This window comes from Algoriphagus sp., assembly GCF_029254265.1.
Lineage (GTDB): Bacteria > Bacteroidota > Bacteroidia > Cytophagales > Cyclobacteriaceae > Algoriphagus.
In genome coordinates this window covers 96,983-116,717 of record NZ_JAQWXX010000099.1, presented here as the reverse complement: position 1 = coordinate 116,717, position 19,735 = coordinate 96,983, and the positions used below count along the sequence as shown (strand labels likewise).

The 19,735-nt window shown below is 40.0% G+C and carries 12 protein-coding genes; 3 read left to right on the top strand and 9 right to left on the bottom strand.

The genetic code is table 11. The features are described 5' to 3' along the window. Positions 1-786: 786 nt before the first annotated feature. A complete protein-coding gene (locus P8O16_RS15490) occupies positions 787-1,161 on the top strand; it encodes a hypothetical protein (RefSeq protein ID WP_300316348.1) in 375 nt (124 codons plus the stop codon). Positions 1,162-1,358: 197 nt separating this feature from the next. Here P8O16_RS15490 and P8O16_RS15485 read toward each other — a convergent pair whose 3' ends face one another. Next, complete coding sequence (locus P8O16_RS15485; RefSeq protein WP_300316347.1) at positions 1,359-3,761, bottom strand: penicillin acylase family protein; 2,403 nt, start codon at positions 3,759-3,761, stop codon at positions 1,359-1,361. 543 nt (positions 3,762-4,304) lie between these two features. Between P8O16_RS15485 and P8O16_RS15480 the strand changes: the two genes are divergently transcribed. Beyond that, a complete protein-coding gene (locus P8O16_RS15480) occupies positions 4,305-4,427 on the top strand; it encodes a hypothetical protein (protein WP_300316346.1) in 123 nt (40 codons plus the stop codon). A gap of 107 nt (positions 4,428-4,534) precedes the next feature. Here P8O16_RS15480 and P8O16_RS15475 read toward each other — a convergent pair whose 3' ends face one another. The 7 genes from P8O16_RS15475 to P8O16_RS15445 all read right to left on the bottom strand — a co-directional run bounded on the left by P8O16_RS15475 (position 4,535) and on the right by P8O16_RS15445 (position 15,912). Beyond that, the gene (locus P8O16_RS15475) at positions 4,535-5,590 is read right to left on the bottom strand and encodes a tartrate dehydrogenase (RefSeq protein ID WP_300316345.1); all 1,056 of its coding nucleotides are present in this window, start codon (positions 5,588-5,590) and stop codon (positions 4,535-4,537) included. A 124-nt stretch (positions 5,591-5,714) separates the two neighbouring features. Further along, positions 5,715-7,040 (bottom strand): hypothetical protein, encoded by a 1,326-nt coding sequence (locus tag P8O16_RS15470; RefSeq protein WP_300316344.1) that lies wholly within the window; start codon positions 7,038-7,040, stop codon positions 5,715-5,717. 94 nt (positions 7,041-7,134) lie between these two features. Continuing rightward, positions 7,135-8,922: an Ig-like domain-containing protein gene (locus P8O16_RS15465; RefSeq protein ID WP_300316343.1), complete on the bottom strand. Its 1,788-nt coding sequence runs from the start codon at positions 8,920-8,922 to the stop codon at positions 7,135-7,137. Between the two features lie 40 nt (positions 8,923-8,962). After that, a complete protein-coding gene (locus P8O16_RS15460; RefSeq protein WP_300316342.1) occupies positions 8,963-10,438 on the bottom strand; it encodes an SLC13 family permease in 1,476 nt (491 codons plus the stop codon). After that, positions 10,435-11,208, bottom strand: a complete 774-nt coding sequence (locus P8O16_RS15455) for a DUF4886 domain-containing protein (protein ID WP_300316341.1) — start codon at positions 11,206-11,208, stop codon at positions 10,435-10,437. Before P8O16_RS15455 ends, P8O16_RS15460 begins: the two co-directional genes overlap by 4 nt. A gap of 10 nt (positions 11,209-11,218) precedes the next feature. Next, positions 11,219-12,658, bottom strand: coding sequence for a SusD/RagB family nutrient-binding outer membrane lipoprotein (locus P8O16_RS15450; RefSeq protein WP_300316340.1), 1,440 nt, complete (start codon positions 12,656-12,658; stop codon positions 11,219-11,221). Positions 12,659-12,678: 20 nt separating this feature from the next. After that, the gene (locus P8O16_RS15445) at positions 12,679-15,912 is read right to left on the bottom strand and encodes a SusC/RagA family TonB-linked outer membrane protein (RefSeq protein WP_300316339.1); all 3,234 of its coding nucleotides are present in this window, start codon (positions 15,910-15,912) and stop codon (positions 12,679-12,681) included. 218 nt (positions 15,913-16,130) lie between these two features. On the opposite strand from P8O16_RS15445, the gene P8O16_RS15440 reads away from it, so the two are divergent. Further along, the gene (locus P8O16_RS15440) at positions 16,131-17,252 is read left to right on the top strand and encodes a hypothetical protein (RefSeq protein ID WP_300316338.1); all 1,122 of its coding nucleotides are present in this window, start codon (positions 16,131-16,133) and stop codon (positions 17,250-17,252) included. A 110-nt stretch (positions 17,253-17,362) separates the two neighbouring features. Here the strand turns inward: P8O16_RS15440 and P8O16_RS15435 are convergent, their stop codons facing one another. Then, on the bottom strand, positions 17,363-19,630 hold the full coding sequence (locus P8O16_RS15435; protein WP_300316337.1) for a TonB-dependent receptor: 2,268 nt from the start codon (positions 19,628-19,630) through the stop codon (positions 17,363-17,365). Positions 19,631-19,735 lie beyond the last annotated feature (105 nt).

Sequence of the window (19,735 nt, the reverse complement as noted above, 5' to 3'; positions counted from 1 at the left end):
TCCAAGAGCTCAAAACTGTAGGTAAAGGCTATAGAACTTTTACCAACTTTAGAAGTGCAATCCTCTTTTTCCACGGAGGATTAAACTTATATCCCCACTAACTTAAGGGTAGAACCAATAATTTTAAACTCCCGTATAGGAGTAGAATGTTTGTGTTGGTCTAAGCGTAGATTGTATCTACGCTTTTCTATTTTTTGGATCCCGTACAGTAGTCGGGAGTAATTCCACTACTGCCCACTTCGTGATCATTCACTTGCTGGCATTTCAAAAGAATGATCTCGAAGAGATCAACTATTTATAGGAAAGAATTAGCAATGAAATGTACGACCCCGTCGGGGTCGTATTCTTTTTTAGAACCTCAGCTATAAACATTGGATTCCTTCGGAATCTTTCCACTATTGGGTCATTTCGAAGGAGGCATCTTGGTTTTTTTGTTGAGTTAAGAACGCTCAGACGACTGAGAAATCTGTGCTAGAAATGGCAATGAGATTTCTCCCTCCAATCCGAAATCAACCGCATCGACGCAGAAATCGATCAATTGGTGTATGAGTTATATGGATTGCTGAGGAGGAGATAAGGATCATAAAAGGAAATGGATAAATCCATTTTATTTGAGATTTCGGAATAACATAGCCCACGCCCTCGACAATTGTCGGGGTAAACCGTGGGCTATGGAAAAGGCAATCATCTATTTCTAAGGAAAGAAATAAAATTTTGTTAATGCCTATTTGAGAATAGCTGTATTTTATTCTTATTACATCACTATAAAACATTAACTCTAATTTTATGATCACAAGAAAATCAATCTTCGGTGCTTTTGCCATGTTATTTCTAGTTACTATGGCAATCGCATCTAGCAATCCTAATCCAGCCTATTTCGAAGGGAAGTGGGAGGTATTAATCAAAGGAACTCCTCAAGGTGATGCAACTTTACCTTTGAGATTTGAAACTACAGGTGATATTACCACTGGATATTTCTATGAAGAGGGATCCACCACAGAATCCAAAATGCAATCAGTGAAAATCTCTGAGGGTGTTTTGACTGCAGCTTTCAATATCAGTGGCTATGATGTCACACTTTATTTGAAAAAAGTGGACGAAGAAACCGCAAAAGGGGATTTGATGGGAATGTTTGATGCGTTAGGCACGAAAGTCAAGTAACCACAAAAAAGAGAGACAATATCCATTGCCCCCACCTCGGAGTAGAGTGCTAGCCTAAGCGGAGTCCACGATAGGAATCTGGGGCATCTACACTTTTTAATTTTCGGGATTTGTAATCCCTCTTAAATTACTCTTAAAGTAGAATTCCAAATCCTACCCAGTCCAACCCACTGATTTGACAATGCCGAGAGGGGAACCTATTTTTTTGGACTCAATAGGATTCGATCAGCCGCAACAGAATCTATCTTATCACGAGAATAATACACAGGGAAGTATTGATCCTTTGCCCACGGTTCGAATAAGTTGCTATAAAAAGGGCTTTCTGGATTTCCGGACTGCCCGGGTCCATTGGTACCAACAGCAGCATCCCAATTTCCTGTATTCACGATCATGCGAAAAGAGGCGCCTGAGCTTTGTCTATTGTTACCGCCTGTTGAACCTGGAGTATATGAATTGCCGCCTCGAGGCAAGGGACCAAGGTCCAATTTGGCTTTGAGCTCTTCATTTACCAATTCTCCCAAAGCATGAGCCATATAGGTATGCTTGAATTTCTCCTGACCATATTGCCAATGATTCATATCCTCACCAAGCGTTTCTTCTAGGTAGGCTATACCATTTTCAAATGCATCCCCAAGAAATTGATCTCTCCCTTGATTAGGGTTTGGCCCAAATCTGCCGTCAGGAGCAATAATCCAGTCCATTATCTTTTGCATTTGAATGCTTCTGATTATACCCTTTCCAGACTCTGCAATAAATCTTGAAGCAGCAAGACTTCTTATCTCGTTTTCCCATGCCACATAAATAGCGGCTTCGATCGAATTTGGATCTAATGTAAAATCCCAACCACGAAGTTTGTCCCTTGCTTCAGCCGATTTACCCGTAAGAGACAAGTCTAATAGAAAAGGAACCAGCCTTCTGGCGGGAATAGATTGATAATCAACCTGCAAAGCTTTCATTCCCTCCATGTTTAATTTGTTGCCAGCACCAAGCACTTCTTCAATTCGGTCTCCCCGAAAAGGATCTGCCCAGGAAAACCCAATCGCATCCCAATGCTCATAATCCGGGGGCGTCACATTCTGATTAGCCGTGGAAAAGTAACCTTTCGATGGGTTTAGAATATTTGGTTTTTGAATAATAGGTAAATAGCCGTCCCATTCATATCTACCATCACCCGGCACAGGAACAAGACCGCTAAAATTTTTGCGAATGGGTGCTATGCCAACTGACTGCCAGCCAATATTTCCTTTTTTATCTGCCCAAATCATATTTTCACCGGGAATATGACTGTAGTTGCAGGCTTCACGGAACTCCTCCCAAGTTTTTGCCTGATCCATACGTAATGAGGCCAAATAGGGCGAACCGCCAGGTTCCAGCCATGCACAACGAACGGCATACGCTTTATTGTTTACAGAATCTACATAGGTAACCGGGCCATGACGAGTGTAGGAAAGATCTACAATTACATCCTCTTGACCTTTTACTTTGATTGTCTCCGTGATGACATTCATATCTTCCCAGTTTCCATTATACAGGTACTGGTTTTTATTCTCTGGATTTAATTCGTACACATACAAGTCTTCTCCATCGGTACTGAAGATGGTAAGCCCCCATGCACCATATTCATTGTGACCGATAGATATTCCTGGGATTTCTGGTTCACCCCCACCAATTACATTCCATCCTGGGGCTACTAAATGGACCATATACCGAAGTGAGGGAATGGCGATTGTTCTGTGCGGATCATTGGCCATATAGGTATTGCCATCTTCCATTAGTGCACCACTTACCACCCAGTTATTACTACCTATAGAAAAAGCCGCATCATTCTCTTCAATCACTGAAGCGATCGGGTTTTCACTTTTTGAGTTTCTATACTCTGGAAGAACATCACTTTTCTTGAACTTAACTGGCTTTCGATAGGCTTTATATAATTCTAAAATATTATCGGAAAGTAGCTCTTGATCGATGATTGGGTCAATGTTGAGATCCGGATCTTTTGGATGAAACCAATTTAAATCTTTGACCTTTTCAACACCTAATTTCGCCACAGCTTGTGCTATCTCTAATTCATTCTCGATATTACCCAAAAGACCTTGGTGTCTTGAAATGACTACATCTGAGGTCCATTTTTCCGGAACGATATTGAGAATTTTAAATTCGATTGGAAGCTGATCCGGAGTGGTCAAGATCTCTTCTATATAGGCATTTACACCTTGTGTATAGGCGTTAATGATTTCTTCACCGTCCTCGTGATAGTGATTCATTTCTTCTGTTAAATCCCCTCGGTATTTAAAGAGTCTCGTGCCGATATCCCGTTTCAATTCACTTTCCCCTAGAATTTCTGCTACTGTTCCGGTGGCTTGACGTCTCCAGATTTCAAATTGAAAAAGCCGGTCTTTTGCGGCAGCATATCCCTGAGCAAAAAATAAATCATGCTGATTATTCGCATAGATATGATTGATTCCCCATTCATCTCTAATTATTTCGACAGATTCCTGCAAACCGTCAATAAGTAATTTTTCTTCATTATTGGACTCACAACCTAGAATACTGATTGCCAGCAAAACAGTGAGCAATATTCTTGAAAGTTTTAATGTCATAAATTCCAGATTTATTTATTCTTCTGTGACTTGAGTTGATGATGGATCATGAGGCTTCACCCCTGTATATCAAAAAAAGCCTCAATCAATTTATGAAATTATATGAGATGTGCCTTTAGCCTTGAGTCGAATCACGATCATAGGATTTTTAATCCGGAATTAAAATCCACTTCCAGCCTAACGAACTTGCATACCTTTTCCAAAATTAAATCCTGATCAGGAGGGGAATGTGGTTGGAATCATTTTTACCTCGGGTTGACCTAGATAACTATCGGGGCCGAGGCTACCCATATTACGGTCCTATAGAGCTGGTTTTTAGCTAGCGTGGAAGTAATTTTTCAATCCGCCACGGCGGACAAGTATTTCAAATCTTTCAATTTTTCAATTCCTAAAAAATTCAAAAGCTATGTTTTTATGTGTCTATGCGGTTTAAAATCCTTTGCGGCTTTGTGGTTAAAAAATCTTAGGTTCCTCCCCGACTGAGAAATCTCAGACTTTTATTTAAAACAGATTTCTCCCTGCGGTCGCAATGACTCCAAAGCCATGAACACAATACTCCCTGCGGTCGGAATGACTTTCGCACCTACGACGCTGTTGCAAGGTTGGAATTTGAGTAATTTTTCAATCCGCCATGGCGGACAAGTATTTCAAATCTTCCAATTTTAGAATTTCCCTCTTTGTGTCCTCAGGGAAAATCTTTGCGCCTTTGAGGTAAAAAATCCGTTTCCAGCCTCCAGCACTTTAATTTACTTTCCAAAATTGAAATTTCGGGTTTAAGCGGAATCGATTAATCTCAATATTTCCCGAGTAACATCAGTAGTAGATGCTGTCCCCCCTAAGTCTCTTGTTAATACCTTTCCTTCAAATGTGAGTTTTTCAATTGTTTGCATCAGCAACTCAGCTGCCTCTTTTTCTCCCAAGTGATCCAACATCATTTGAGCAGTCCAAAAGCTTGCTATAGGATTCGCAATGTTTTTACCGGCAATATCTGGAGCACTACCATGTACAGGCTCAAACATACTAGGAAACAGTCTTTCTGGATTGAGATTGGCTCCCGGCGCAATTCCGAGTCCCCCAACCACAGCAGGACCAAGATCAGACAAAATATCACCAAACAAATTACTTGCAACCACCACATCAAACCAGTCAGGATGCTGGACAAATTGTGCACAAAGTATATCTATATGAAACTTGGATTGCTCGACTTCTGGATATCGTTTTCCTATTTCCACAAACCTTTCGTCCCAATACTTCATCGTATGAATTATACCATTTGATTTTGTAGCACTAGCCAATTTTCCTCCTCTTTTTCTCGCTAATTCAAAGGCATATTCCATTACCCTATCCACTCCCATTTTTGTGAATATGGATTCTTGAATAACAGTTTCAAATGGAGTGCCTTCATGAATTTTTCCTCCTACACTTGAATATTCTCCTTCATTATTTTCCCGTACTATCAAGAAATCAATATTCCCAGGATTCCTAAGAGGAGATTGAATCCCCTTCAATAATCTGACCGGCCGAATATTAATGTACTGTTGAAAAGATCTACGAATAGGAATCAACAAACCCCACAATGAAACATCATCTGGAACTCCCGGATAGCCGACTGCACCGAGAAAAATCGCCTCAGAATCGCTTAATTTACTAATTCCATCATCAGGCATCATTTTACCTGATTTCTTATACCGCTCACATGAGTAATCATAGTGAACATATTCGAATTCAAAGTCAAATTTGGCACTCAAAGCATCCAATACCTCCAAAGAAGCTGGAATAACTTCATTGCCAATTCCATCACCCGGAATCACTGAAATTTTGTGTTTCATCTGTTTATAATTTGTTTTTCAGTGGTCATCCCGATAGCTATCGGGAGGAATCTCGCAAGGCCTTCCCGATAAATATCGGGACATACCAGTGTGTGACTTTTTAGTCATGCTCGATTTCATTTTATTATTTTACAAGGTCTGTTAATAAGGTCTTAAACTCAGGACTCTGGTACATTCCTTCACCGTCATGACCTATTCCGTTTACAATTACCTTCTTATGCTGGTGTGTGCCAGGATAAGACAGCTCCATATAACTAAACATGTTTTCTCCTCTTTTATACCTGCTTGAACCCTGAACTGTATTTTCACAATCCACAATATTCAGCGTCGGGTCTGACTGACTTCCATTGCCCAAAAGATAGGTAACCTTACGATCTACGAATTTTGTATTGAAAGCACTGGAACTAACTCCTGTCAAAAAAGGTGGTGTTGAATTATACCCCAATGGCCAAATAGTATAAGCAGAGCAATCAGCTGGAGTGTATAATTGATTACTTGATTCATTTATTCGTTGCCCATCAGGGTAATAGAAGAATTGAGAATTGGCAACCACATACTCAAATTCAATTGCCGGATGATTTTCCTCAGATTTATTAGACGCAGAAAAAACATGGGTGAACGCTGCACCAGAGGAATGACCTGTTATTATTATTTTCTTTAAAACGGGAAAACGAGCCTTATCTCCAAGTTGGTCAATCAAGAAATCAATTGCTTCAAATGAGCTTATTTTATTTGAGTTTGAGGAAAGGTTTCCTCTTCTCCAGTTGGTACTTGGCCAATAAAAATCATCGGAAGATCCTGTGGAACTACTTCTGAAAAAAGGTGCAATGAGTATGGTTTTATCGGATAAAGATTCGGATTGCAAGCTATTTGTCATGTAAGAATAATAATTCTCCGGATCATGACTAGCTCCATGAACTACAATAACTGCATGTGTTAAGTTTTCCCAAACTGCTTTTTCCTCATAAATGGGATAGTTGCTGTAAAACTCAAAAGTCCCCTTTCCTGTGCTTCCTTGTAGCTCTGTATTTCTCAAACAATCTGCTGTGGAAGTACATGGAGCCATCGATCGAATGACATTATCTGCTGCGGTGGACAACTCATAACTTTTCGAGGCCGCTAGTATTTCTCCATTCAATCCAATGGGGTTTTGTGAAAGCGTGACCGTATAATTAGTTGAATAGTTTAATACCGCATCTATAGTAACTTTAGTAGATGCGTTAGAGAGATCAATCATATAATTCACTTCCCCAGCTGAAGACCTCCAGGAAAACGAAGACCTGAAATTATTCGCATCAATAGCAGATGAAAAAACGAATACCAATTTAGCTTCCGGCAACACTTCAAGATTTGAAGTAGAAAGATCTGCACCGTTAAGAGTAGCAGAAAGGATGTTAATCGTCTTTGGCATTGGTGTCTCGTCTGAGCCACAGCTAAAGAGAAAACACATGAAAAGTAGGTAACTAAAATAGGATCGCTTGTTCATATATAAATTAAAATCAGAGAAGAGGTAAGCCCCTTCTCTGATATTTAGGTATTAATGTTTATTGACAAAAACCGTATGGGCAACTTGAGCTAGAATTACTAGCAGCGCCAACTGAACAACCAGCACCGGCGTAATTCCATGTTCCATTTACTTTGTAGGCCCATGAATCAGTGTAATCCCAAAGCATTCCTGTTCCATCTACACCAAGTTCACCGTAGGTTTCAATGAGCATATTATTTTTAAATAGTTCAATAGTATCATCACCATTCGAAGAAACTCCTCCAGATGTCACAATATGCTCAAAACCATTGTAACAATTTCCGAAATAATTAGCTGCATTGGCCACATCAAGATCTCGAATGATCAATATGTTTTCTCCTTCTTTAACCGAAATAGAAGGAAAAGCTATTTCAACACCATCTGAAGTTGCCTGCCCATTTGAGGCAATCCCAGCTCCATAGATACTTAGATCTGAAATATCCTGAAGTGCTCTTAGATGGTAAGCTCTAATTCTACCAACTGAAGGCTGAAGCGACATGATACCCAGAAATTCCAATCCTTTGGAGCACATAGGATATACACAAGCTGAATTCTGTGTGGTACCAGTATCCACGTTGCTCGCACAATCAACTGTTCCATAGATCCATTTGGTCCCTAGCTTATATCCCCATGAGCCTGTATATTCCCAATCTTGCCCTGTTCCATTTACGCCAAACTCTCCAAAGGTATCAATAGAAACTCCATCACTATACAAAAGGATCGCGTCATTTCCATTATGGGTCATTCTGCTTGTCTCGAAAACATGATCAAACTCGCTAAAGCATCCATCAAAATAGGCTGCTGCATTTGCTGCATCAGCATCCCGTACAAGTAGTATTTGATCTCCCGCAGATACTGCAATCGCAGGGAAATAATAATCAAGATTCGCAGGGTCGATAGCTGCAGTTGAACCGTTGGAATTTACCTCTACCCCATAAGTACTTAAATCTGCGATATCCTTTAACACATTCAAGTGAACAGCTCTAACTCCATTACCCCCAGAGGACGTCTTCAGATGCATCACACCCTTTAGCTCAATACTTGGAGCTCTATCTGCCAAGGCAATAGTAAATGCCTCAATGGGTTTGTAGGTTCCGTTTAAAACGTTTGCTAATGATATAATTATATCCTCTGTACCTTCGATTGCATCCCCCTCATTCGAGGTAAGTGTAAATGTTGCTTCCGTCTGGCCAGCAGCAATTGTAATACTAGAGGCACTCGACGAATAATCAACTCCTCCACCTTGCGCTGATCCTGTGAATTCCAGATCAAATTTCACATCTACAAAAGCAACTTCACTTAATGAAGTGGTTACTGTAACCGTTTCCCCTTCAAAAAAGTTGAGTTTATCCGCAGAAAGAGAAATCGTTGGTGGTACAAATTCGCCCGTACTTAATTGATAATTGAAATCAACTATAGATGATTCCCCTTTTGCACCATAGGTTCCTCTTGGAAGAGTGATAGTATAAGGAATATCATATTCAAGTCGTACATCAGGCGTGATTGTTACAAATGAAGACGTTTCATCATATTCAAGAGAATAGTCTAAATCTGGAGAGATGCTAAGTGCTTTTTCAAATTCAGTTTTATTCAAACCATGAGAAAAAACCAATTGAACAGAAGAATTAACAGGAACGCCAGTAATTCCGCTATCAGATCGGTCGCCATTGACAGATACGAAAAGAACTCTAAGGTCATTCGTGATAGCAAACCCTTCTTCATCTTCACGGCAAGACACTAAGATTAATATTGGAATCATTGCGAATATCAGCCATCGCAAAAATTGAGGTTGATTTTTAGTTTTCATAGGAATAGGGTTTATTATTCTATTAGAGATATGCTTCATATTATTTAGTGATTAGATTAAACGCTTCAGGAAATTTATCAGGTACAAAACCCCAAAAGATCGGCAACAAATAATAAGCGAATAAGGAGATTATAATAATTGAGATAAGGTTCATCCAAATCCCCGCACGAATCATGTCAGGAATCCTTAAATACCCAGATCCGAATACAACTGCATTTGGTGGTGTCGCCACTGGAAGCATAAATGCACAAGAGGCAGATATAGTGACCGCTACCATGATACTAAATGGATGCAAATCAAATGCGAATGCCATCGGAGCCAGTACAGGAAGCAGCATAGCAGTGGTAGCCAAATTGGAGGTTATTTCGGTTAAGAAATTAACTGAAGCTACCAAAACTAATATTAGGATAATTAAGTGAAGCCCTTGCATTTGAGTCATTTGAAGGGCAATCCACTGTGCTAACCCAGTTTCTGAAAACCCTTCGGCCAAAGCCATTCCTCCACCAAATAAGAGAATGATACCCCATGGAATTTGAGTACATTCATTCCAATCAATGATTCTGGTGTTATTTTTAGCTGGAATGATAAATAGTGAAATTCCTGCAATCATAGCAATAATGGTATCATCTATTACAGGCACTACCTTTTCTATCAAAGATCTAGTCATCCAAAGGATTGCAGTGACTGCAAATACCACCATAACAGTCTTTTCTTCAGAACTCATTTTGCCTAATTTGGCGAGCATAGACTTGATCTCTTTCCTCCCTCCAGGGAATTCTTTCTGTTCAAATTTGAAAGCAAATCGTGTAAGGTAAACCCAACAAACCATCATAAGAATAGCTGAGATTGGCAAGCCAATCTTCATCCATTGCATGAAGCTTATTTTCACCCCGTACGTCTCTTCCAAAACTCCCGCTAAAACAAGATTAGGAGGAGTGCCTATAAGCGAAGCAAATCCACCAATGGAAGCGCTGTAGGCAATTGCCAGCATAAGTGCTTTTCCAACAAATAGCCCGTCGGAAGTTTCACCATCGTCTTTTCTTTTGAATTGGGTTACCACTGCCATTCCAATCGGAAGCATCATTACTGAGGTTGCAGTGTTTGATATCCACATTGACATAAATCCTGTGGCTACCATGAATCCCAAAATAATAGTATTGATATTCGATCCTATCAAATTGATGATATTCAACGCGATTCGTTTGTGTAGATTCCATTTTTCAATAGCAATTGCCAAAAGGAAACCTCCCAAGTAAAGAAAGATGTATTTATGTCCAAATGACGCTGTAGTCGCACCCAAACTCAAAGCGCCGGTGAGTGGAAATAAGACAATAGGAAGCAAGGCTGTCACGGCAATGGGAATAGCTTCTGTAATCCACCAAACAGCGACCCAAGCAGTGACGCATAGAACCTGATATGCAGCCATGTTCATAGAGCTTGGTGGACCCAAAACCTCCATCAAAATAAAGAGTGCCGGTCCTAATAAAATTGGAATTAATTTATTCTTCCAATTCATTTCACCACTGATTTTATATTAGCTTCAACGACTATTTGCTTCAAGAAATCAGCGTCTTCATTGGGTACAAAAAGGAGATAAAGTAGCTCTCCATCCTTGTCAATGGTAGTTATTCTAGCAGGAATCTTTTCTAAAGAATCATTAGTGAAAAACCGATAAAAAGCTAATCCTAGAAGGTACGTAGCATTAGATGAAGGATGCTTGTCGTCAAAGAACATATTCATGTCTGGTCTCCATTGCCGTACTTGTTGAAATAGCATACCGCCAGGAACCAATAAAGAGCCCGTTTCTTCTGCTAAATTCCCGTAGGTAGCAGTAATTGCCGGCTGCATTAATGGGTTTGACTTATAAGCCCAGGTCTGCATAAATACAGGCTGAGCACCTTTGGACTTTACCAATTCTGCAAATTTTTTCCCATACTCATCAAACTCTTCCTGACTATCAATCGGACTGGTACTATGGTTATTGAAGACCACATAATCCCAATTTTCCGTTTCCAAAAGGCCCATAGTTTTAGTGCCTTTTTCTTTTCGCCAATGCTGTCCCAGATTTGATCCACCAACAGTTGATTGACGAGTGATGATCTCTTTACCCTGAGATTCTGCCATGGCTGCTACTACTTGTGGCAGATTATAGAAATACGTAAAACTGTTTCCCACAAAAAGCACTCGAAGAGGTTCTTCCGGAGATTCCTGCGAAAATGAAACAGGAGGAGCCAGTATCAATAGGGATACCGCTAAAACGAGCGTAAATAATTTTTTAAATGTCATGATATCTAAATTATTTATTTACCGCTGTAGGCTGAAATAGGACTGGGATCGGAGTTGGAGTACTCAAATTGGCATCGATCTCAGATTGCGGATACAAAAATCGTTGTGGCAATTCTGATCCAATATTAGGGTTTACAGGCACCCGTACAGCAGTCTCCCCTATCGTTCTTCTAACATCATTGAAGACTTCAATTTGACCGAATAAGGTAACATATCGCTCTTCCAAAATCTCTCGAAGTAATGCCTCATTCGCACTAAGGCTTCCATTTGGATTTTCTATTCCATTTGGATTGAAGTCTTCCGCAACAAAGGCCTCATATTTCACATTACCAAGGTTTGGACTAGCCAAATAGCCTCCAGTTGACATGTAAGCACGAAACTCATTCAAATGGCCTAGCCCAGTATTGAAATCAGCTCTTGCACCCGCCTCTGCCAAAATCAACAAATTCTCCGCATAGGTAACCATAGCTCCAACACCATCTATCTGGGCAAATCCATTGAACTTTGTATTGGGTTGAATTCCAACCGAAGTGGTCTGTAGCAAATAGTCATATCGAGCTGTTTCATCGGTTTTTGAATGACCTCTATAATTTGCTGGAATTGGGCTTCTGCCAGAATTGGAATCAATCAAACTTGCAAAAAAGTCTGAAGTCACAAGATCATTTCTACGGCTAGCAATCGCGAAAAACTGATAATTTAAATTAGCATTATCAACAGCCGACCCATGTATCGAACTCAAATTGTTGGTTGCCCGACTTGATCCATCTGAGCCTATCCCTTTTAATGCGGCTGTATAAGCAGCAGGATAATTTTTAGCCTGTAAATAGAATCTTGCTTTTAGCGTATAGGCTACTTGAATCCATGCAGTTGGATCCCCATTAAAATAAATATCTGCTGAAGCTAATGGACGACCAGTACCAGTGGAAAGATTTGTAATCGCCTCATCTAACAAGGCTTGAGTCTTTGAATAAACAGTGAGTTGATCCTCAAATGCAGGGTTTTCAAATTCAAGTTGGCCCGCCTCGTCAAAGGGAATATCACCCCAAAGTGATGAAGCCGTCCCTAAAGCCATAGCTCTTAAAACCTGAGTTATTCCAGCAGTGATACCTTCTATACCTTGCTCTGCCGCCAAATCTTGGGTCACTAAAGCATTTCTTACGATACTGCTATAAACAGTATTCCAATGACTGTTGAAGTCACTTGATACAAGATTATAATCTGAGTATCCGAGATGTTGCCGTTCTATTCCAGTGTATTGACCTGCAAATATCCCTGCTTTTCGAGTTGGCTCACCAGTATGCAAAATAATATTTCCGACCTCAGTCGCCGTAAGGGCGAATTGATAAGGTGCTGAAGTGGGATTATTTGGGTTCTGATTTAAATCTTCAACTAATCCACCACAACTGATCAGTAAGGCTGATACAAATGATATAAATATTCCTTTTTTCATAATTTCTAACTGTTTTATGTTTAAAAAGTAAGTGTTAAAGAAAATACATAGGATTTGGTGCTTGGATTATTGAAATAATCAATCCCTCTTGATGAACTTACCCCTGATACGTTTGTATCAGGATCGTTCCCTTCAAATTCAGTCCATAAGAATAGATTCCTTCCAGTACCACTTATTTCAAGACGATCAATTCCTCTCTTATTCAACCATTCCGGATTTAAAGAATAGCTCAGAGTCAACTCCCTTAGCCTGGTCCATGATCCATCTTCTATGTATAATTCGTGGTTTCCACCATTAAAAAATGCCCCAGGGCCATTATACCATTGTTGAGTAAGCGCAACTGGTCCAGCACCGAAGTTCTTTATTTCTCCCCGAAAAGAAGTTCCTGCCGGAATCACCTGACCGCCATAGGTCAATAAGTTTTGATTTCCAGTTACCTCATTTGCAGTTGATCCCCATCTTCCATAATCAACCAATGCAGATTTGGTACCGGCAAAAATATCAGCGCCTTGGAAGGTTTCAAAAAGGAAGGAAAGGGATAAGTTTTTATAAGTAACCCCCCCTATTAGCGATCCCTGCCAATCTGGATTAGGATCTCCGATCACACCCTCCACATTATCTCTGAGCGGGAAACCATTTGCATCAAAAACTACTTGACCGGCATCATCTCTTAATGTTCGGGGTCCCCAAAGTACTCCGTGTTGATATCCAACGACAGCTCTGTTATTCACACCACTCAATCCCGTTTCTAATTGGACAGATTCAATACCTGATAAGTCTGTGACTTCATTCTGATTCTTGAAATAAAGTGCTTTCAAATCTATATTCCAATCAGCATTGCGATAGATATTATAACCTAATTCTAATTCAAGACCTCTATTCTCCAGAGAAGCTGCATTAGAAAACAATTCATCATAGCCTCTTGAATTAGCAATCGGGAATGCAAGAAGAGCATCTGTGGTTCTGTTGAAATAATAGGTTCCACTGAAAGACAACTTATCTCGGATAAATCGCAAATCTGCTCCAATTTCAAATTCTCTTTTTCGCTCGGGTTTAAGCGATAGATTTCCCAAGTTTTGGCTGGGGGCAAAGCCACCGAGACCAAAAAGCCCAGTATTAAGCGATCCACCCAATTGATCAGAATAGGTAGGTGATACATATTCTGGGAAGGTATTATATCTGCCTGGCTGAACGCCAACTTCAGCATAGGAAGCTCTTAACTTTCCAAAAGAAAAAGCATTTGATTCCAAGCCTTGTAGTTTACTGAATTGCCATGCAACCGAAGTAGATGGGAAGAGAAAGGCTTGATTAGAATTTAATCCTAGTGTCGAAGCCCATTCTGATCTTATTGTTGCATTTATAAAAAGCTGACCGTATGCCGAGAGATTGGCAGCAGAATATACAGCGGCTGTTCGTTCCCTACCAAAGGAAGAGATGGGAGATCTATTTTCTGGAAGTGCGTTATTGACATCTAAAATACCATCTGCAACATCAGTGAAGATTATAAAATTTTCGATTGTTGTTCCTTCTACGCTACGCTGCTGTTGGTTGTAGTTGAATCCAACCAATATATCCCCATCAAAATTCGAATTGAATACTTTTTTCGCTTTAGCGATATAGTCCATGTTAAACACGCTATTGCTCACAAAATTCTTGGTCATTCGTCCGTTCACAAAAGTGGATACTGATCCTGGAGTATAAAACTCATTTCCCTTATCTCCATAATTGTCCAGTCCAACTCGTGCAATTAAATCCAACCAAGTGGTTGGCTTAACTGTCAAATTTACGCTTGCAATAAATCGATCTACAGTAGACCTATTATCTTGCTCCCTAATAGTCCAGAGTGGGTTATTAAATCCGGCATCCACATTTGCACCTAGTTGGTTTCTATATGATCTATGCCTATTTGGAATTGCCGCAGCAGTACTTGAAGGATAATAATCCCCTCTGTAACCTGAAATATCGAAATCAGCTGGAGTTCTTAGAAAACCTAAATAGAGACCATTATTGCTGGTAGATCGTCTGATTGCGTTAGAATTCGTTTTGGTATACTTGAAACTCGTACCTATTTCGAGGTACTTGTTCATTTTTGTATTGGTTTTTAGTGCCGCTGTGGTCCTACGATAATCACTGTTTCGAACTATTCCTTCCTGAATGAAATCTCCCACACTGAAATAAACCGTGCTAAATTCATTTCCGGATTGAATACTTAAGTTGTTTTCAAGGAAGCGGCCAGTTCGAAATACTTGATCAAAATTACTCTCATCATATATTTCTCTGGAATTTTTGGAAGTAACTGGGTAGTAAGTAGAGCCGTTTTGGTCCACAAAAAATGCCCCATTCGTATTTACTGCATCGGGTTCTCCTGATCTGTCAGCTATTTTATCACCCCATGAATTTGTTGCAGTGCTGCTATATCTCCCATTTGATCCTTGCCCAAAAACACTTTGGACTGGGTACTTAGCGTTGATTTGGTCAATAGAAACAGTCGAATTAAATGTTACCTGCATTTTCTGATTCAACTTTCCACTTTTTGTAGTGATGTAAATCACACCACCCAATGCTTGTGTTCCCCACAGTGCAGCTGCAGAGGCACCTTTTAATATGGAGATACTTTCAATATCGTTTGGATTGATATCATTTAGTCTAGACTGGACTGCGAAATTGTTATTGTTTCCTCTTGAATCATTGCTGATCGGGATACCATCCAAAACAACTAATGGCTGGGAACTTCCATTCAAGGATGATATTCCTCTAATCTGAATGTAAGCCCCTGATCCAGGATCTCCCGAATTTCTCGAAATCCGAACACCTGATGCTTTTCCGGATAATGAATTAAGAACAGATGTTTCCGCGGCACCTTTAATTACCTTATCTCCTACTTTCGAAGTGGCGTACCCTAATTCATCTTTTGCTTCTTCATATCCCAAAGCAGTAACAACGAACTCCTCGAGTTCCTTTCCTTCTTCTTCCATTGTAATGTTGATAATCGTACTATTACCGACGATTACTTCCTTGGAAAGAAAGCCTATGTAACTAATTTGGAGTACCGATGATGGATCTGCAACTGAAATTGAATAATCTCCATTTAGATCAGTAACAACTCCATTTGAAGTGCCTTTTTCGAGAATCGTAGCTCCTATCAGAGGTTGATTACTTCGATCACTTATTTTTCCTTTTATTGTTGTTTGGGCAAGAAGATAATTACCCAAGGTACACAAGATAAAGGCACTGGTCAGATACAGTCTTTTCATATTACTAAATGTTTTGATAGGTTAATATGCTTAACTTCGTTTAGTATAAGCATCGGTTGGGTTATCATTAATAGTCTTATCAATCAAATTGAGTAAGCCTGAAGCAATCCTACATTAATTAATCTGATAAAGTATTATTTCATCAAATTATATTAATTTTTATGCTATTTCAACGAATTTCAACGAATAAAACCCTAATAATCAAATACTTGAATTGAATGAAAAGTACATACAATGAATTCGTATTTAAGCTAAAAAAACTCTACGGAGGCTTTGATGAGGAGCAGAAAAAGTTTGAAAAAGCGCCCAATTCAAAAATATCCCGTGAATTGGGATACAGTGATGCTCAGTTTTCGAGGCTTATCAACGAATCAGCAACTGAAGGTGAATATGCCAGGGCCAATCAAAATGCCGATCGTATTTTGCTACTTCTTAAATTGGAAGAAGAGATTAAGTCAGTCCGAACAGGAAAATCCAAAAGAAGATATTATGCAATTGGCGTTTTATTAATCCTGATCAGTGCTTTTATAGGATATTTTATTAATCAAAAAATTCATGATGATAAAAGCAGTTCATTATCAAGTGTTAGGTATGAAATGCTCAAGTGGAGTTTTGAAACGGAATACGTTAATCCTTATACAAAACTGATTAACCTTCCGAGCGACTGTAATTTTGCCTGCTATAAGTATCAAGGAAAATGGGAATTAGGCGATAGCTACAAAGTTCCATTTTTTAGAGAGCGAAGCGGCTTCCACTATGCCGCAACTGAGGTAATCATGTATGCACGATGCATGCCCGAAAAGAGTAGTACAGGCGATGTCTTAGAAGGCTATGAATATCAAAAGCATGAAATTTGGTATGACACCAGCGAATCTCCCATAGATTCTTTCCTGGCGGCAAATGGAACTGAATTAACCGAGGAATACAAAAAGATGGACCTTTCTAAGCAAAAGAATTTCATTCGAGTAGCCTACGTCCACACCTTTTTCAGAAACGAATTTCAGATAGACACCACGCAGATTCTGAGGACAGGTAAAGTAATCGGTAGAGATATTGAGTTTGTGAGCAATGAGGAACTTGAATCTCAGCTTGGAAGCTCTGAAATAGTCGATGAGATTTCTAAGGAAGTCCAAAAAATCATTACCAATCGACTGGAGGATTTCTCAAGGCCAATTTCTTGCGGGGAAGCCATCACACCAGATTTAAATTTTCATGAAATCAAAGAGGGAAGCGAAATGAATTTTGATTGCCAACTTACCACGGGTAGAGTCTCGTTGGACTACACAAAATCATACGTGCTAAAAGACCAATACATTAAAAACAAGTGTCGCCCTGAATAACTATATCCCAGCCTCCTCATTAACCCCTTTGGAAAATAGAATTTGATCTCCTCTGATTACTTTCTGTCCTTAGTGCCCTTGGTGGCAAAAAACTAAATCAAAATTCAGCCCTATTGAATCATAAACCTTACCCCTAAGAAACCTCTTCTCCCCTGATTTGGGGCAAAAACATAAGTGGGATCGAAAGTCAATGCATTTGGATTTTCTGGTGTAGGAATCACCGTACCATCAGCGGCAAAAGCTACTCCCCGATCAAAAGGGTCAAAAGCTCTTGCAATGGAATTAGCTGGAGGCGTAAAATTCAGCAGGTTTTTCACCCCTCCATAGACTTCCCACTTTTCTCCAAAAGTCTTGGTCAACTGGATATTCTGAATGCTAAACCAAGGTGAATAAGCATCCCGATCATCTAGCTCGCCAAGTAGCGGTAACCTCATGGGGCTGTAGACATTCCCTGTGTAATCGATTTTTAATCCTGATTTGAAAAACTCATAACCAATTGACCAAACCCCAGAAAAACGCTCCGTTAGCAATTGCCTGGTTCGGATCCCATCTTCCTCCAAACTCACATCCATCAGCGTTGCTCCACCCGTCAGAGTCAAGCCATTAGCCCAGGCAAAATCCAAATTCAAAGAAACTCCCTGAGAAATAGCAGAGCCGTCCAGATTGCCATAGATGATTTGATTCGGGTTGGTTTCGTAATCTGGGACAATTCGGTTGGTGAAATAGGTGTAAAAAGCAGATCCATCGATTCCGATAAAAGTACCTCCATCGGTATAGATCTTCTTAACCAAATTCACATTGGTATTCCAACTGGTTTCCGGTCGAAGTTCCTCCGTGAACACTACTTCTCGCGCACCGGTCAAAGCTGCATGATCCTCTGTAAATACATTGGCTACACGAAAGCCATTTCCTGCAGAAAGTCGAAGGATTGTAGTATTATCATTCCATGACTTTTTGTAATTGATTCTCGGTGAAAAAACTGATCCATGAACAGAATTGAAATCCAACCTACCTCCAAGCAACAAACTTTGAGTTGGAGAGATTTTCAGTTCATCCTGCACAAAAATCCCCGGAAGGTGAATGACTGAAGGCCTATTTATACCGCCTGATTCAGATGATGTTGCAGGAGTATTGTCGTCATAATACGTATATCGATAAGCTGTGCCTAGGAGGAAATTATTCTTCCCCAGTGTTTTATTCCAAGTCAATTGCCCAAAAGCAATGTATTGATCAGCAATGTAAATGGTATTGCCGTAAACTGAATTTTGAGAATGTCCGTTGGCGGAAAATTGAAAATTCAGATTCTCCGAACTTGGCAACTGCCAAATCCCAAAAGTTTCCCATCGGCTTGTATAGATGCTTTCGCCATAAACCTGATCTCCTCCCCGATCTGCAGTCGTCCAATTCATCTGCCCACCCCAGCGATCCTCATATACATAGCGGGCTGCCATATTGAAAACCCGGTTATTTGGTCGGTCAACTTGAATTTTTTGGAAGATGGAAATTCGCTTGGAAAGCGTCAAGTCAGTCATTCCATCCCCATTATTGTCTATTGGATTATCATAGTAAAAACCTGAAATCCCTGTAAGTGATTGTACTTTTGACCCCAAACTTGATCGAATCCCAAGATCCAGATTCACTTCACCCCAGCCTGTTGAAAATCCATCCACTGAAAAAAGCGGTGCATTCAGCGGGTTTTTGGTGATCACATTGATCAGGCCGCCAACGGCTTCCGAACCATAAAGTGTAGACGCCGGTCCTTTAACCACTTCGATTCGATCGATTAAAGCCTGCGGAATTCCAGTTAACCCATAAACAGTTGCCAGTCCGCTGACAATGGGCATTCCATCGATCAACACCATCGTATAAGGACCTTCCAAACCGTTGATGTGTATATCTCCTGTATTGCATATGTTGCAATTCACCTGAGGCCGAACTCCATTGACATTTTGAAGCGATTCAAAAATGGAGGGCGTAGGATTTGCCTTGAAAAAATTACCAGAGTAGACTTCCACGGGGACAGGACTATCGAGTTTGGATACCTCCTGCATGGTTCCACTGACCACCACCTCATCCAAGCCACCATCGAGTTCGGTAAGTTGAAAGATCAATGGAGCTGCTAGCGGAAGAGTAATTTGAATCTGTGAGGTCTGGAAACCGACTCTGGAAGCCTGAACGGTAAACTTACCGGATTCAGAAACTTTAATTGAGAAGTTCCCCAAGCTATCCGTAACCGCTCCGATATTCAATTCTTTGATCCAGACATTTACAAACTCCACTCCTTCTTCTCCGGAAAGCACTTTTCCCTTAAGCGCCTGGGCTTGAGCGAAAGCAGTTGAGAGAAACAGAAAGAAATATAAAAGTAAATATCGAGACATAAGAGTATCCAAATTTTATGTTTAGATAGTACAAAAGTATAAAGTTAGATTAATCTAACAAAATTGATTTTACTTATATTTTTACATATTTGATTTTCAAAACAA

Coding starts and splice junctions, on each gene's coding strand:
- P8O16_RS15490 (WP_300316348.1), top strand. CDS start 787: ATGATCACAAGAAAATCAATCTTCGGTGCTTTTGCCATGTTATTTCTA.
- P8O16_RS15485 (WP_300316347.1), bottom strand. CDS start 3,761: ATGACATTAAAACTTTCAAGAATATTGCTCACTGTTTTGCTGGCAATC.
- P8O16_RS15480 (WP_300316346.1), top strand. CDS start 4,305: ATGAACACAATACTCCCTGCGGTCGGAATGACTTTCGCACCTACGACG.
- P8O16_RS15475 (WP_300316345.1), bottom strand. CDS start 5,590: ATGAAACACAAAATTTCAGTGATTCCGGGTGATGGAATTGGCAATGAA.
- P8O16_RS15470 (WP_300316344.1), bottom strand. CDS start 7,040: ATGTGTTTTCTCTTTAGCTGTGGCTCAGACGAGACACCAATGCCAAAG.
- P8O16_RS15465 (WP_300316343.1), bottom strand. CDS start 8,922: ATGAAAACTAAAAATCAACCTCAATTTTTGCGATGGCTGATATTCGCA.
- P8O16_RS15460 (WP_300316342.1), bottom strand. CDS start 10,438: ATGAATTGGAAGAATAAATTAATTCCAATTTTATTAGGACCGGCACTC.
- P8O16_RS15455 (WP_300316341.1), bottom strand. CDS start 11,208: ATGACATTTAAAAAATTATTTACGCTCGTTTTAGCGGTATCCCTATTG.
- P8O16_RS15450 (WP_300316340.1), bottom strand. CDS start 12,658: ATGAAAAAAGGAATATTTATATCATTTGTATCAGCCTTACTGATCAGT.
- P8O16_RS15445 (WP_300316339.1), bottom strand. CDS start 15,912: ATGAAAAGACTGTATCTGACCAGTGCCTTTATCTTGTGTACCTTGGGT.
- P8O16_RS15440 (WP_300316338.1), top strand. CDS start 16,131: ATGAAAAGTACATACAATGAATTCGTATTTAAGCTAAAAAAACTCTAC.
- P8O16_RS15435 (WP_300316337.1), bottom strand. CDS start 19,630: ATGTCTCGATATTTACTTTTATATTTCTTTCTGTTTCTCTCAACTGCT.